The organism is Paenibacillus sp. RC67 (assembly GCF_030020805.1).
GTDB lineage: Bacteria > Bacillota > Bacilli > Paenibacillales > NBRC-103111 > Paenibacillus_S.
On sequence record NZ_CP125098.1, the window covers coordinates 2,064,476 to 2,078,747 of the forward strand.

Annotated in this window: 14 protein-coding genes and 1 riboswitch; of the genes, 10 read left to right on the forward strand and 4 right to left on the reverse strand. The window is 47.3% G+C overall.

All coding sequences use genetic code 11. From position 1 onward, the window contains the following. Positions 1 to 28: 28 nt before the first annotated feature. The gene (locus tag QMA13_RS09315; protein WP_282941087.1) at positions 29 to 1,294 is read right to left on the reverse strand and encodes an MFS transporter; all 1,266 of its coding nucleotides are present in this window, start codon (positions 1,292 to 1,294) and stop codon (positions 29 to 31) included. Positions 1,295 to 1,325: 31 nt separating this feature from the next. Continuing rightward, positions 1,326 to 2,114, reverse strand: coding sequence for an archaetidylserine decarboxylase (asd, locus tag QMA13_RS09320; RefSeq protein ID WP_282941088.1), 789 nt, complete (start codon positions 2,112 to 2,114; stop codon positions 1,326 to 1,328). 258 nt (positions 2,115 to 2,372) lie between these two features. Continuing rightward, a riboswitch (TPP riboswitch) is annotated at positions 2,373 to 2,477 on the forward strand. 130 nt (positions 2,478 to 2,607) lie between these two features. On the opposite strand from asd, the gene QMA13_RS09325 reads away from it, so the two are divergent. From QMA13_RS09325 to QMA13_RS09350, 6 genes are all read left to right on the forward strand, one after another. Beyond that, entirely contained in the window at positions 2,608 to 3,195 is a 588-nt protein-coding gene (locus QMA13_RS09325; protein ID WP_282941090.1) for an ECF transporter S component, read from the forward strand. Further along, positions 3,195 to 4,685 (forward strand): ABC transporter ATP-binding protein, encoded by a 1,491-nt coding sequence (locus tag QMA13_RS09330; protein WP_282943352.1) that lies wholly within the window; start codon positions 3,195 to 3,197, stop codon positions 4,683 to 4,685. The genes QMA13_RS09325 and QMA13_RS09330 overlap by 1 nt, the downstream gene beginning before the upstream one ends. Then, a complete protein-coding gene (locus QMA13_RS09335; protein WP_282941092.1) occupies positions 4,660 to 5,466 on the forward strand; it encodes an energy-coupling factor transporter transmembrane component T family protein in 807 nt (268 codons plus the stop codon). The genes QMA13_RS09330 and QMA13_RS09335 overlap by 26 nt, the downstream gene beginning before the upstream one ends. 42 nt (positions 5,467 to 5,508) lie before the next feature. After that, positions 5,509 to 6,177, forward strand: a complete 669-nt coding sequence (tenA, locus tag QMA13_RS09340) for a thiaminase II (protein WP_282941093.1) — start codon at positions 5,509 to 5,511, stop codon at positions 6,175 to 6,177. Between the two features lie 212 nt (positions 6,178 to 6,389). Further along, positions 6,390 to 6,692 carry a DUF485 domain-containing protein gene (locus QMA13_RS09345; protein ID WP_282943353.1) on the forward strand — a complete coding sequence of 101 codons (303 nt, stop codon included), beginning with the start codon at positions 6,390 to 6,392 and terminating at the stop codon, positions 6,690 to 6,692. Positions 6,693 to 6,736: 44 nt separating this feature from the next. Next, on the forward strand, positions 6,737 to 8,266 hold the full coding sequence (locus QMA13_RS09350) for a solute symporter family protein (protein ID WP_282941094.1): 1,530 nt from the start codon (positions 6,737 to 6,739) through the stop codon (positions 8,264 to 8,266). Positions 8,267 to 8,366: 100 nt separating this feature from the next. Here QMA13_RS09350 and QMA13_RS09355 read toward each other — a convergent pair whose 3' ends face one another. Continuing rightward, entirely contained in the window at positions 8,367 to 8,582 is a 216-nt protein-coding gene (locus QMA13_RS09355; protein WP_282941096.1) for a hypothetical protein, read from the reverse strand. 165 nt (positions 8,583 to 8,747) lie between these two features. Between QMA13_RS09355 and QMA13_RS09360 the strand changes: the two genes are divergently transcribed. From QMA13_RS09360 to desA, 4 genes are all read left to right on the forward strand, one after another. Further along, positions 8,748 to 10,181 (forward strand): FAD-binding oxidoreductase, encoded by a 1,434-nt coding sequence (locus QMA13_RS09360; RefSeq protein WP_282941097.1) that lies wholly within the window; start codon positions 8,748 to 8,750, stop codon positions 10,179 to 10,181. Between the two features lie 6 nt (positions 10,182 to 10,187). Beyond that, entirely contained in the window at positions 10,188 to 10,721 is a 534-nt protein-coding gene (locus QMA13_RS09365; RefSeq protein ID WP_282941098.1) for an MFS transporter, read from the forward strand. 191 nt (positions 10,722 to 10,912) lie between these two features. Continuing rightward, positions 10,913 to 12,217, forward strand: a complete 1,305-nt coding sequence (gene spoIIP / locus QMA13_RS09370) for a stage II sporulation protein P (RefSeq protein ID WP_282941100.1) — start codon at positions 10,913 to 10,915, stop codon at positions 12,215 to 12,217. 175 nt (positions 12,218 to 12,392) lie between these two features. Further along, positions 12,393 to 13,418 (forward strand): Delta(5) desaturase DesA, encoded by a 1,026-nt coding sequence (desA, locus tag QMA13_RS09375; protein WP_282941102.1) that lies wholly within the window; start codon positions 12,393 to 12,395, stop codon positions 13,416 to 13,418. A 108-nt stretch (positions 13,419 to 13,526) separates the two neighbouring features. On the opposite strand, the gene QMA13_RS09380 is transcribed toward desA, so the two are convergent. Beyond that, positions 13,527 to 14,123: a P-loop nucleotide/nucleoside kinase family protein gene (locus QMA13_RS09380; RefSeq protein ID WP_282941103.1), complete on the reverse strand. Its 597-nt coding sequence runs from the start codon at positions 14,121 to 14,123 to the stop codon at positions 13,527 to 13,529. Between the last annotated feature and the right edge of the window lie 149 nt (positions 14,124 to 14,272).

The following is a 14,272-nucleotide window of genomic DNA, read 5'->3' on the forward strand; positions in this document are numbered from 1 at the left end:
GTGTAGAAGGCTTTTATTTTTGTTTCTATTAAGCGGATGCTTCTTGGTCCCATTCTCTTAGCTTCTTGTCCGATGGGAGGAAGAACGTCAATAGCCCGAGCAGAGGCAGGAAACTGACCATCTGCATGACGACAGGCAGGTGGAACTTATCGATCAGTCCGCCCAATGCAACAGCTCCGAGCGCTCCTAATCCGAAGGCCATACCGGTGATTAAACCGGAGACCGTTCCTACTTTGCCTGGAATAAGCTCCTGAGCGTACACAACGGTAACCGAGAAGCTGGATAAAATAATCAATCCATTGATCAGTAAAATGACATAAGCCCAAAAAGCATTAGCATATGGCAGCACCAACGCTAACGGTGCGGAACCAAGCATGGAGAAGAAAATCATATTCCGACGGCCAAAACGGTCTGCCAATGGCCCGCCGATGAAGGTACCGACTGCACCTGCTGCGGCAAACAAGAAAATGTAAATTTGCGCGTGCTCTAAAGTTAGATTGAATTTTTCCATTAGATAGAATGGATAATAAATCGATACCCCGGAATGATACCAGGATCTGGCGAATACAAGAAAAATCAGCATAATAAAAGCAAAAGCAATTTGCTTCTTGCGTGCAGGTGAGATAGAACGGGCAGCGGCCTTTTTGGCTGGGCGCGGGTTGGCTGCTATATATCCGCTGTACCAGCGTGCGATATACATTTGAACGACGATGGCTAGTCCTGCTACAACAACGAACCAGATGGCGCCTCGTTGACCGAGCGGTACAAAGATCAGCGCCGTCATGATGGAGGCGAGGGATTGTCCTGCATTTCCGCCTACCTGAAAGATCGATTGTGCCAGACCCCTGCGGGAGCCTGCGGCCATATGAGCGACTCGCGAGCCTTCCGGGTGGAAGATGGCTGAGCCGAGTCCGACAAAAATAACGGATAAGAGAATGAACAGATAGTTAGGTGAGAAGGCAAGACCTAACACCCCTAAACATGTTAGTCCCATTCCGAGTGGGAGCATGTAGGGGGAAGGCTTACGGTCTGAATATAGTCCTATGGCCGGCTGCATGAGGGAAGCGGTCATGTTAAGGGAAAAAACAATAATCCCGGACTGCATATAGTTCAGATGCATCGTGTCTTTAAGAATTGGCAATATCGCCGGAATGATAGATTGAATTGAATCGTTAAACAAATGGACGATACTGATCGCTAACAAAATACGCATCACAGTAGGCTTGATATTCTGCTGTGGGGCCGATTGCAATTTTGTGCCGGCGGCTTCCGTTCCGGATCGTGCTGCTTGCATAAACGGTTTCTCCTCTGCTAATACAATGATGTCAGGATGGTTGAATAAGTCCTAGCGCTTCACCCATTTTGACTTTGCTTCCGACATGAAGGTCGCTGCGGCTTAGGAAGGTATCACTCTCCATCAGAAGAACTACCGTGGAGCCGAACTCGAAGTAGGCAAGCTCATCACCGCGACCTAATGTGTTGGGCAGCGGTTTGACATACTGGATGCTGCTCACATTCATCGCGCCGACCTTCACGACAGCTACCTCACCGCCTTCATGCTGCATGTAGGTGATCAATCGTTCGTTACGGCTTAATACCCTGCGCATTTGTCGAAGACCGAACTCATTAACTGGGTAGACTTTACCGGGAACGTGTTCTTTCTCAATGATGCTGCCGTCCACCGGCGTATGAATCCTGTGATAATCTGTCGGGCTCAAATAGAGAACAAAATAAAAACCGTTCTTGTAGTTCACCGTGCGCGGAGAAAAGTTAAGCAGCTCCTCGACCGTGTAATCCTGCCCCTTTACATTGACAATCAAACCTTCTTCAATCGGTCCCATACCGGTAATCGCGGCATCGACCGGGCTCACTAAAGTGTGTTCAGCCACATCGATCGGACGAAGTCCGTTTCTTAGGCGTCTTGTGAAAAAGTCGTTGAGTGAAGCATACTCTGAAAGCTGCTTCTCAGCGTCTTGAACCGGAATGCCATATATTTTGGCAAAACGCGGAATCAGCCCGCGGCTTGCTCTTGATTTTGCAAAGGATCCGGTTAACCGGGAGATCGACTTGCGGGAGGAAAGCTCCGTAAGCAAGCGGAAAAAAGGTTTCATCATAACTGTTCATTCACCTATTTCTTCATAGTCTGGGTCTACCGAATATCTTGACACATAACATGTTCCAACGCAAGAAAAAAGAATACGCACTCTAATCCTATTTAATAAGAAAAGAAGCCATGGAGATTAGAGGCATTCCGTAGATTTTATGGTGCTTAGTGGCGTCTTTTAACAGCTGAAGCGCTCGAATAGGTCTCATTAAAAACATCAATACAATAGATTAGCCGTTGACATTTATGCTAATCGTGTTAATATGATATTTGTCACTAGGGGAGCCTTTAGGCTGAGACTGGATCAATAGATCCTAGACCCTCTGAACCTGATCTGGATTGTACCAGCGTAGGGAAGTGGAGAACGTTAGCAGCGTGTTAACTACGTACATGCAGACCACTTTCCTTTATTCGAAGGAAAGTGGTCTTTTCGCGTTGTCCTGTCAGTCCATGGTCTGGGGTGAAGCCCTGAGAAGCATCATATTGAAAAGGAGTGGGAAGGAATGTCCAAAGGTTTGAAGTTAACCGACATCTTGGTTACGATTGTCATCGCCATTGTGTTCGCCATTATTTATCGGTTATGGGGGGACGTCTCAAATGTAGTGAAGCTGGCAGGTCTGCAGCTTGATCAGCTTGTCTATGGAGTATGGTTTATGGCCGCTACGGTCGCTGCGCTGATAATCCGCAAGCCAGGGGTTGCTTTACTCGCGGAAATAGCGGCAGCATCAGGGGAGCTGATTACAGGCTCGCAATACGGAATAGAATCTTTAACGTACGGGATCGCCCAAGGTCTCTTAGCTGAGCTGGTGTTCGCGTTATTCCGTTATCGCAGCTTCTCGCTGACTACGGTTTCTCTCGCGGGTATCGGTTCGGCAATCGCATCGCTTATCTTCGACGCGTTCAAAGGCTATTTGGTTGATCTGCAAACATGGAATTTAACGCTGTACTTTGTATTCCGAATTATCGGTTCGATATTCTTTACCGGAATGTGCGCTTATTGGTTAGTCAAGGCGTTGGAGGTTACAGGAGTAACTCAACTGGTCCGTCCTGCAAGCAGCGCCGATTATCAAGCTCTGGAGCGTAGAAAATGATGCAGGAGAGCACTTCTGTTCATGGATTGCGCCTGAAATTCGCCGGAAGTCCGTCGCTGCTGTTCGACGATATTTCTTTTCATGTTACATCAGGTCAAAAGGTTCTGCTGCTCGGACCGAGCGGATGCGGCAAGTCAACGCTTCTGCAGGTATTGACAGGATTAATCCCTTCGGTTATCGAGGTTCCTGTCAAATTCGACAACATATCGATCCCTTCCTCATGGGGGTATGTGTTTCAAGATCCGGATACCCAATTTTGCATGCCCTATGTAGATGAAGAAATGGCGTTTGTGCTTGAAAATCTGGGTGTCCCAAGAGAAGAAATGAGCAGGAACATAGTCGATGGATTACGGACGGTAGGGCTCGATCTGCCAGAGCTGCATACGCCTATTCAATCGATGTCGCAAGGGATGAAGCAGAGGCTGGCGATAGCCTCTGTGCTGGCGCTGGAGCCGGAAGTTATGTTCTTCGATGAACCTACGGCGCTGCTGGACCCGGAAGGTACCCGGCAGGTGTGGGATACGATCAAGGAAGTCGGCAGGGATAAGACGATTATTATCGTTGAGCATAAAATCGACGAAATTATCGGATTCGTGGATCGGGTTGTGCTTTTCTCCCATGATGGAGAAATGATCGCAGACGGTCCACCTGCGATCGTGTTTGATCAGCATGAGGAACGATTGAAGGAATACGGCATTTGGTATCCCGGCGTATGGGACGATTACACGTCCAGTCCTTCCTACAAATCGCTCCGTGAACAAGCTGCGGAGCCGAAGACGGCTGGAGAAACACTCCTAAAGCTGACTGATTTCCATGCATATCGGGCACGCGAGCCCAAGATGTACGTCGAGAGCGCTTCAGCAGGCGAAGGGGAATGGATCACGGTGGTCGGCGAGAATGGTGCAGGCAAAAGCACGCTGCTTCAGGCACTGATGCAGCTGATTCCAACCTCGGCAGGGATCTACGAGCTAAACGGACGTGGCGTGAACAGCTTCAAGGATGTGGCTGACACGGCAGCCTATGTGTTCCAAAATCCCGAAATGCAGTTTGTAACACATTCGGTATTCGACGAGGCAGCATTCGGCTTTCGGCGCGATCGTCATCCCGAGGCTGAACGTCTTGCGCTGGAGCTGCTGAAGGAATTTGGGCTCGAAGGACAGCGAAGCCAACACCCGTATCAGCTCTCGCTTGGGCAGAAGCGCCGACTAAGTGTCGCAACGGCTATGGTGAAAGAACAGCAGCTTGTTCTGCTGGATGAGCCTACCTTCGGTCAGGATGCCGCGAATACGTTCGCGATTCTGGAGAAGCTTGAGGCATGGAGACGTCAAGGAACGACTATTATGATGGTTACACATGATCTGGACATCGTCCGCTGGTTTGCAACCCGAGTTTGGGTTGTAGAGCAAGGCCGGCTGGAATCAGACACGACACCTGATCTATATTTGCAGAAGGAAGTGAACAGCAGTGGACAACTTATTGGCTTACGATGAAACATGGCTGCATCGTGTAAATCCTAGCTTCAAGCTGCTGCTGTCGCTGGCGTTGTTCTTTGTTCTTCTGTTCACGAACAACATTAACGTCTTGCTCAACATGACGATAGCGCAGCTGTTATTGCTGCTCTGCTTTTCCGGTCAGCCTCTGTCGCGTCTGCTGCTGATGTTCCTGCCTTTTGTACTTCTCTTTGTTTCGTCATCCATGTCGATGATGCTGTTTGGTAAAGGGGATACGACATGGCTTCACTGGGGGCTGATTCGCATTACGGAGGAGAGCTTTTACCGCGGGCTTCATATCGGTCTGAAGACTGTCAATATGGCATTGGCAGGGCTCACGTTTGCATTGACGACTAGGCCGGTTGCCTTGTTCTACTCACTGATGCAACAGTGCAAGCTGCCTCCTAAGTATGCTTACAGCTTCATGGCAGCTCTCAGGCTGCTGCCGATTATGGTCGGCGAATTTCAGACGCTCGGCATGGCGTTGAAGGTTCGCGGCGTGAAGCGGCGCGCAGGTCTCAGTGGTGTATACGAGACGCTTAGGCTCTATGCGATCCCGCTGTTAGCGCAAAGCATTCGCAGGGCGCAGCGCATCGCGGTAGCGATGGAGGCGAAGCGGTTCTCGTCAGCGCGTAACCGGACTTATTATTACCGTATCGGATTTTCTCAGCGCGATGCGTACTTATTGCTTTACTTGGTTGTTACATTGAGCGCAGCGCTTTATGTAGGCCAGCATTTTCCTTATTTTCATGTAGGAGACGTCCGGTATAAAGTTATTTAAGCTTGTTGAAGCCGTAGGCTAATCAAAGAGGGGGAGAATTCATTGAAATTTTCACAAGAGCTGCGTCAGGCAGTAGAAGACAGTTGGAATGCAAGCTTTCACCATCCGTTCGTTCAGGGCATCGCCAAAGGCACCTTGCCGTTGGACCGTTTCCGCTATTATGTGTTAAATGATGCTTACTATTTGTCTCAATTTGCTCGTGTGCAATCCTTAGGAGCGGCGAAAGCAACCGATCTGGCAGTTTCTAATCGGATGACTGTACACGCTCAAGGAACCTATAACGCAGAGCTTTCGCTGCATGAAACGTTTTGCAAGCAGATGGGCATTACGGCTGAAGAGCGTGCGGCGTTTCAGCCCGCACCTACGGCATACGCTTATACTTCGCATATGCAGCGTGTAGCCTACAACGGTTACTTAGGGGATATCATCGCAGTTATTTTGCCGTGCTATTGGTTGTATTATGAAATCGGTGAGAAGCTGCAGGGGGCAGCTCCGGAGGAGCCGATTTACCGGGAGTGGATTCAAGCTTACGGCGGCGAATGGTTCCGGGAGCTGGTGCAGGAGCAGATCGACCGGTTGGACTCGATTGCTGAGCAGGTATCTCAGGCTGACCGTGATCGCATGAAGCAGCATTTTATCCTTAGCAGTCATTATGAATATTTATTTTGGGAAATGGCCTACACGCTTGAATCGTGGCCTGCCTATAAATAATCAAGCGCCGTCGCGATACTTAGGTATCGGGCGGCTTTTTTTCATTTCTAGCAATATCTTTTAATAAAAAATAGTTTATAGCTAACGTAATATTGCTGATAGCATCATAATAAATTGAAAATGAAAGCGTGCCCACAGCCTAGTGCCTCTCCCAAGTGAACAGCAGCTTCAATGGCGGCAGCGGCGCAAATAACGATATGGAGGCTGAGCGTATGAATGCCAAAGCGGTGGATTACAGTCGAATTGCCAATTCTCCTCAATTTAAAGCTTTAATGGCTAAGAAAAAACGATTTCTTGTGCCCATGTCCCTCTTCTTCTTTGCTTACTACTTTACCTTACCGCTCTTGACCTCCTACTCTACGGTTCTAAATGCCCCTGCTTTCGGATCCGTCTCGTGGGCGTGGATATTCGCGTTTTCCCAATTTATTATGACTTGGGTGCTCTGCATACTTTACTCACGTAAATCAAACGAATTCGATTCCATGATCGAGGACATTAAGAGAAGCAACGTGTAATTCTCGGGTATACCGCGCGGGTCCAAATAGGAGGAGGAAAAAAGATGAATACGTCAGCATTCATATTGTTTCTAGCGATTGTAGCCCTCACCTTAATCATTACCTATTATGCGGCTAAAAAAACCAACTCGACGAGCGAGTTTTATACAGCAGGCGGAGGATTAACCGGATGGCAGAACGGTTGGGCCATAGCCGGGGATTATATGTCAGCGGCATCGTTTCTCGGTATTGCAGGGACGATTGCGTTATCAGGCTTTGACGGCTTCTTCTACAGTATTGGTTTTCTTGTAGCCTACCTCGTCGTTCTTTATTTGGTAGCCGAACCTCTGCGCAATCTCGGTAAATACACTATGGCGGATATGATTGCAGCTCGGTTTAACGATAAAAAAATTCGTGGCATTGCAGCCTTGAACACGATCACGATTTCGATCTTTTATATGATTGCCCAGCTGGTCGGAGCGGGCTCTCTCATTAAACTACTGCTAGGCCTGGACTACATGACCTCCGTACTGATTGTAGGCGCTCTGATGACCGTTTACGTCGTTTTCGGCGGGATGCGGGCCACTTCGTGGGTGCAGATTACAAAAGCGGTGCTTTTGATGGGAGGCACCTTTATTGTTTCATTAATCGTTCTCGCTAAATTTCACTTCAGCATTACAGAAATGTTCGAGCAAATGAGGACGGCGACACCGCTCAAGGACAGCTTCCTGAACCCTGGTAACAAGTACAAAGTACCGCTCGATACTTTGTCTTTGAACTTGGCGCTCGTCCTGGGGACAGCGGGATTGCCGCATATTTTAACACGTTTCTTCACGGTAAAGGATGCTCCTACTGCTAGAAGCTCTGTCGTTCACGCGACTTGGTTGATCGGTATTTTCTATATTATGACGATCTTTCTTGGCTTCGGCGCAGCGGCCTTCGTTGGTTATGACAACATTGTCGCAGCGGATAAAGGGGGCAATATGGCGGCTCCGCTGCTGGCCAAAGCGCTAGGTGGCGATTTGTTCTTCGCCTTTATCTCGGCGGTGGCGTTCGCCACGATACTTGCGGTGGTGACCGGGCTGGTGCTAGCTGCAGCCTCCGCGTTTGCACGTGACTTCTACACTCACATTCTCCGCCGCGGAAGTGCGACCGAGAAGGAGCAGATGAATGTCGCTCGATGGGCTTCCGTAGGGGTAGCTATCGTCTCCATCGTGCTCTCACTGTTCGCGCAAAAGCTGAATGTGGCATTCCTCGTTTCCGTAGCCTTTGCCATTGCGGCGAGTGCCAATCTTCCCGTTATCTTGTTCACTATTTTCTGGAAACGATTTAATACAACTGGCGCTGTTGTCGGGATGCTGACAGGGCTGATCAGCGCCTTAATTCTCGTTATATTAAGTCCTAGTGTATGGAATCCGGAGCCAGGCAAGGCGATCCTGGTCGGGCAAGCGCTGTTCCCGTACGCGAATCCGGGGATTATTTCGATCCCACTTGGCTTCATCGGTGCTTTGATCGGTACATGGCTGTCACGTCCATCGGATGCGGCAAAGTACGAGGAGATATTGGTTAAGGCCCATACTGGACTGAAGCTTTAGAATCAAGTCTGAGCTGATGTTGGGGGAATTAAAACGAAAGACCGAGCGGCATGATCTCATGCGTTCGGTCTTTTTCTTCATATGGATGCGAAGTTCTGACTTACCGTTTTCTAATTTCAAAAAACTCGCAGGAGCTTCTTGAATGGTAGGTTACATCACTGACTCCTGATTGGGTCACAATGAACGAATCCGTAAAACGAGTAATCACGACTCCGGTATCTACAATATGATCGTTCTCGAAAACGCGCACGCCTACCTGGCGGTCCATCGCTTCCTGAAAATCGTCATCGGTAACGAGTCGACGGTTAATGGCCATAGCTGAATCTCCTGTTATACAAATATTTTAATTAGACTGATAACTATTATATCAGAAAGAAGCAAGGACATGCAGGCTTTAGCTAGTAAAGGGGTGACCCGAATTCCATGATATGGTATGTTGGATTTGCAGAGATTTTGCACTATTCATAAGGGGATTATGTAGATGAAAAAGTCGATCGCATTACTGCTGCTGGCCTCTCTATGCTTATATCAATATTTCAGCTTGAATACACCCGACCAGGACCCGTATTTGGTGACGGATTACAGCCGTCTGCACCCGGTCAAGGTGGAGCGTGTCGTACAGGGGCGTGAGGAGGAGCAGCTGACTCACCTTTTGCAAGAAGCGCGGACTAACCATCTAACCGTCTCTATTGCCGGTCAGCGCCATAGTCAGGGAGGGCATACGTACTATAAGGACGGTATTGTCATCGACATGACTAGCTTCAATCGGATTATTTCGTTGGACCCAATCGCGCATCAAATTCGTGTCCAAGCAGGGGCAACCTGGAAGGATATTCAGGATGCCGTTAATCCATATGGATTGTCTGTCAAAACGATGCAGTCGCAAAATATTTTTACCGTTGGCGGCTCTATCAGCATTAACGCTCATGGGAGAGATATTCGTAATGGATCTTTAATTAAAAGCGTGGAATCGTTTCGTCTGCTGACGGCTGACGGTCAAGTGAAGCAGGTGAGCCGATCGGAAAACGCTGATTTATTTCCTCTCGTTCTTGGAGGCTATGGCTTGTTCGGTATTATACTTGATGTCACCTTAACGTTAACGGAGGACGAGGTGTACAAAGTATCGACAGAGAAAGTTACTGTCGAGGAGTACAGTCGATACTTCACTGGCCAAGTACAAGCCGATCCGGACATTCATATGCACATCGCCCGAATTTCGGTTGCACCTGATTCTTTCCTCACGGACATGTACGCAATCAATTATAAGAGTGACAAGGATTTACCTCTTCAGCAGTACAATGAATTGAAGACAACGGAGGATTGGGTAATTCCGACCAAGCTGCTTTTTCATTTGAACCGAGCTTCAGACTGGGGTAAAAATACGTTTTGGAAGCTGCAGCAATGGTATTTTAATCAACAGCAGCAGACGGTGATCAGCCGTAACAACGCCATGCGCTCCGAATCACAGTTTATGGATTATCGAGAAGCTGGAAAGAACGACCTATTGCAGGAGTATTTTATCCCCGTAGCCGCGTTTTCTTCATTTGTACAAAGCTTGCGGGAAGTGCTGGTGGAAGACGAGTTGAATCTTCTGAACATTACGGTTCGACATGTCAATCAGGATCAGGAAGCGGTTCTCTCTTATGCCAAGGAGGATATGTTTGCTCTTGTCTGCTTGTTCAATGTTCCCTTGTCAGATCAAGGGCAGATGAAATTTAAACGAAGCGTTCAGAAAATCATTGATCAGGTTTTGGCACATCATGGTACGTACTATTTGCCTTATGCGGCATACCCAGAACGGCAGCAGTTTGAAGCGGCGTATCCGCGTTATCGTGAATTTTGGGATAAGTTGATGGAGTATGATCCTAACGGGCTGTTTATGAACTACTTCTACGAACAATACAAGGAGGAATAGCACGTCATGAATATTCGCTGGCTTATCCGTTCGCAAAGCATTGTAACGCTGGCGGCTGGAATGATCTATCCTTACTATTTGCTATTTCTGAAAAATTTGGGCAACAGCTATTCCAAGTATGGACTTGCTTTCGCGGTCTTCACTATAAGCTCAGCCTTAGTATCCCAATGGATTGCCCCGAGGTTGGACCGTCATGCGCTTGCGATCCTTATGGTCAGCTCCATAGGAATGATGGCTGTGATGCTGTTATTTCCATGGGTTACCTCTTATGTATGGGTGCTCTTGCTGCAGTGGGTGATGGGAAGCTGCAACGCTTTGCAAAAAACAAGTGAGAAGGTACTGTTGGCCGATTTTACCGAAAAGGGAGCCAGAGGGAGGACGGTCGGATCCTATCATTTTTGGACATCGATTGCTTCCGGTTTTGCCGTTCTGGCCGGAGGGTTCTTGATAGATTGGCTAACGATGAACGCCTTGTTTTATGGCAGCGCTTTGTTGTATGGTGTCAGCGCATGGATCGTATGGAAGCGTCGAAATAGCTAATAGAGGGCCAAACGAAACTGAATGGGCATCCGTAAGATCAGCAGAATAGCCATTGGACAAAGTAGACCATCTTGTCGTTTTATGCCAATTTCTTGCCTTTGAAACCTGTCGTTTTTTGGGTGTGAAGGAGGGATTTGGTGAACCTGTGTCGAATTCATATGACATTATCGGCATAGGGAGTTGGAGAACAATTGTTACGTTATAAAGTGATTTGCGCAGCCGTTGGCTCTTTTCTGCTTATCGGCTCGCTTAATGCTGCAGATGCTTTCGGTCAGGAGGCGTCTCAGGGAACAACGGTCAACCTTCCAATAAATAAGGCTCAAGTAAAGATTGAAGACAAGGGAGCTGAAAGGAAATTTGCCAGAAGCACGGTAGACCGGTTGAACGTTCGCACTGACCCTGATTTGAAAGCTTCGATAATCCAGCTAATCGGACAAATGAACCGATACGAAATATTGGAGGAACGGGGCGACTGGCTGCAGATCCGGCTATCGGACGAAAAAGTCGGTTGGGTATTCCACGAATTTATTGAATTTGAAGCTTCTGAGACGGCTAATGAAGAACCTGCGAAAGCTGAAGCCGTACGAACCGAGGAGGATACTGCTGAAAGCTTGAACCAAGCAGCGGTCGTCAATATAGTGGACGTTACGAATTTGCGCAGCGGTCCCGGAACGGATTATGATATCACTGGCAAGGCAAAACCTGGGGAGACCTATCCTGTTCTGGACACCAAAGGAGATTGGTATGTTGTTTCTCTTCCGGATAAAAAAACGGCTTATGTAGCAAGCTGGGTCGTAAATACAGATTTGATTAAACAAAATACTAATCAGCTACCGGCCGCTAATGTGGAATCGGCACCTATATTGTATATTTATCATACGCATAATCAAGAATCATGGAATCATGTCGCCAGCATAACTAAAGGGGCTTCTGTCGATGATCCAAAAGTAAATATTACATTAGTTGGTAAACGGCTAGAGCAGCAGCTTCAGGAGAAAGGAATTCCATCATTGGCGGGGAATGAAAATATTACCGAAAAGCTGATGCAGCAAAAGCTGGGCTACTCCTTCGCGTATGATGTATCCCGTAAAGTCGTTGATCAGGTGATGGAGAATTATCCAACCCTCTCGTATTTCTTCGACATTCACCGAGATGCTGATGTTCCACGAGAAAAGACGACAGTAACCATCGAAGGGAAATCGTATGCTCGTATTCTGTTTGTTATCGGCACTGCCCATTCTGGATACAAGGAAAATAAAGCGTTTGCCGAAAAGCTCGATAAGCTGTTAAATGAGAAATATCCCGGATTATCGCGCGGCGTTCTTACTAAAAGCGCTCATCAAGGGAATGGGGAATATAATCAGTCTATTTCCTCAGGAAGTTTACTGCTAGAAATTGGGGGAGCAAATAACACGCTTCAAGAAAGCTTGCTGTCAGCGGATGTTTTAGCAGATGTATTTGCAGATTATTACCTCGCGGGTAAGCGATCTCCATAATGAGTTGCGTTCAAAGCTGTAAAAACGAATGGAATTTTGATATTTTAGCACACTAATATTTCGCTGGAAAAAATATTTCACAAATGAAGTGCAACCTTCCTTCAATTCCGTCGTATAATCAAGGTTGTAGACTAAACCTACTATACGGTACCTTGGAGAGGAAGATTTAATCAGAATGCTTCATAAGGAACAAGACGGCTGGCGTAAGGACATCGCGCCATACGAAAGACCACGCATCAAGAACAGCGTATGGCAAATTATTAACACTATGGTGCCGTTTTTCCTGCTTTGGTATTTAGCCTATATGAGTTTATCGGTTTCTTTTTGGCTGACCTTACTATTGGCAGTTCCTGCCGGCGGGTTTCTAGTTCGGATTTTTATTATTTTTCATGATTGCTGCCACAAATCGTTTTTCAGAAATAAAGTAGCGAATGAGATCGTAGGAACGATAACCGGTATTATGACCTGCTGCCCTTACAACCAATGGCGACACAGCCACTCGGTTCACCATGCTACAAGCGGTAATTTGAACAAGCGGGGTACAGGGGATATTTGGACTTTGACGGTAGAGGAGTATTTAGCGTCTTCCTTTATTAAACGACTAGTGTATAGGCTGTACCGCAATCCACTCATTATGTTCGTTATCGGTCCTATTTACATTTTTCTTTTCGACTATCGCTTCAACCGGAAAAATGCCGGTTTCAAAGAAAGAATGAATACGTACATCACCAACCTAAGTATCGTCGGGTTGTCTGCTTTGCTTTGCTGGGCTATAGGCTGGCAGGCCTTTCTGATGGTGCAAGGTCCCATATTCTTTATCTCGGGTGCCGCAGGTATTTGGTTATTTTATGTACAGCACCAGTTTGAGGACACATATTACGAGAATGAAGAAAATTGGGATTATGTGCAAGCGGCCTTGAAGGGAAGTTCTTTCTACAAGCTGCCGAAAATTTTGCACTGGATTACGGGAAATATAGGTTTTCACCATATTCACCATTTGAGTCCTCGAGTGCCCAATTATTACCTTGAAGAGGCGCATAACGCAAATCCTATATTGCGGGATGTCAATACGATTACGCTGCAGACCAGCTTGCGATCGTTGAAATTCAGAATTTGGGATGAGGAAAGTAAACAGTTTATCGGCTTCAAAGATATTAAAAGACTTGTGGTTAAACCGAAAGTAAATGACGTATCTGGTTGAGATGAGAAGGCATTCGTGATCGAATGCCTTTTTTGTGTTCGGGGTTCCCTGCAAAGACGCGGTCGCACATCTATGAAAGGACGTCGATAGACGTTTTTCTCACACTGATCAGGCATCCCTTTCTCCATAAATAAACCGCTCTAAAAGTAAAAGCCGCTCCTCGGATAACGTCTCTGAATTGTCCCAATTGCTTATCGAACAAGCGGGAGAGTCCCACTGGATGGTTTTGCGGGTCAACGCTTGTCTGAAGTCACTCCAATTGTCCAGCTTCCAGGCATCCAGCTCAGATCCCCGTGCCATGATCCGCTGCCGATAGACGGAGTCGTCACGCAAATAGACGTAGATGGCTTTCACCTCTACCTCATGGGATGAGGCGTCGATTTTTGAGAGCTCCTGCTCCAACCAAGACGGATTTTCGATCTCTTTGGTGAAAGGGCCAATAACATAAGCATCGATTCCGAGCTCCAAGTTTTCCAGTGCAGCATCCATCGTAATACGGTAGCCAAGATCGCGGCAATGCTTCTTATACACGGGGGAATCCCGATCACTTGGATCGAGTCCGGACAGGGTCATAATCGTCTCAGCAGTTGGACGCAGCAGTGTGTCCATATCGAAAAAAGCAGGGCGATGCCGCTTGGCCAAAGCTTTGGCTAACGTTGTCTTGCCTGCTCCGGCAGGACCGATAAAAAATACAAGATTAGGCATAAACTCCTCCGTAACGGTACTCAATATGAAATGACAAACTTTACCTACATTGTAGCATAAGCTCGCTTTAAGGAAGAAGCGAAGGTTCTGTGTAACAGCTTTTTGAAGAAGGCACGGAAAAATGAAATATAAGAATTTTTTATCTGTAT

Bases quoted from the DNA above. Each gene is read 5' to 3' on its own strand.
- QMA13_RS09350 (WP_282941094.1), top strand. From the start codon at position 6,737: ATGAATACGTCAGCATTCATATTGTTTCTAGCGATTGTAGCCCTCACC.
- QMA13_RS09330 (WP_282943352.1), top strand. From the start codon at position 3,195: ATGCAGGAGAGCACTTCTGTTCATGGATTGCGCCTGAAATTCGCCGGA.
- QMA13_RS09325 (WP_282941090.1), top strand. From the start codon at position 2,608: ATGTCCAAAGGTTTGAAGTTAACCGACATCTTGGTTACGATTGTCATC.
- QMA13_RS09380 (WP_282941103.1), bottom strand. From the start codon at position 14,123: ATGCCTAATCTTGTATTTTTTATCGGTCCTGCCGGAGCAGGCAAGACA.
- QMA13_RS09365 (WP_282941098.1), top strand. From the start codon at position 10,188: ATGAATATTCGCTGGCTTATCCGTTCGCAAAGCATTGTAACGCTGGCG.
- QMA13_RS09315 (WP_282941087.1), bottom strand. From the start codon at position 1,294: ATGCAAGCAGCACGATCCGGAACGGAAGCCGCCGGCACAAAATTGCAA.
- QMA13_RS09360 (WP_282941097.1), top strand. From the start codon at position 8,748: ATGAAAAAGTCGATCGCATTACTGCTGCTGGCCTCTCTATGCTTATAT.
- QMA13_RS09345 (WP_282943353.1), top strand. From the start codon at position 6,390: ATGAATGCCAAAGCGGTGGATTACAGTCGAATTGCCAATTCTCCTCAA.
- asd (WP_282941088.1), bottom strand. From the start codon at position 2,114: ATGATGAAACCTTTTTTCCGCTTGCTTACGGAGCTTTCCTCCCGCAAG.
- QMA13_RS09355 (WP_282941096.1), bottom strand. From the start codon at position 8,582: ATGGCCATTAACCGTCGACTCGTTACCGATGACGATTTTCAGGAAGCG.
- desA (WP_282941102.1), top strand. From the start codon at position 12,393: ATGCTTCATAAGGAACAAGACGGCTGGCGTAAGGACATCGCGCCATAC.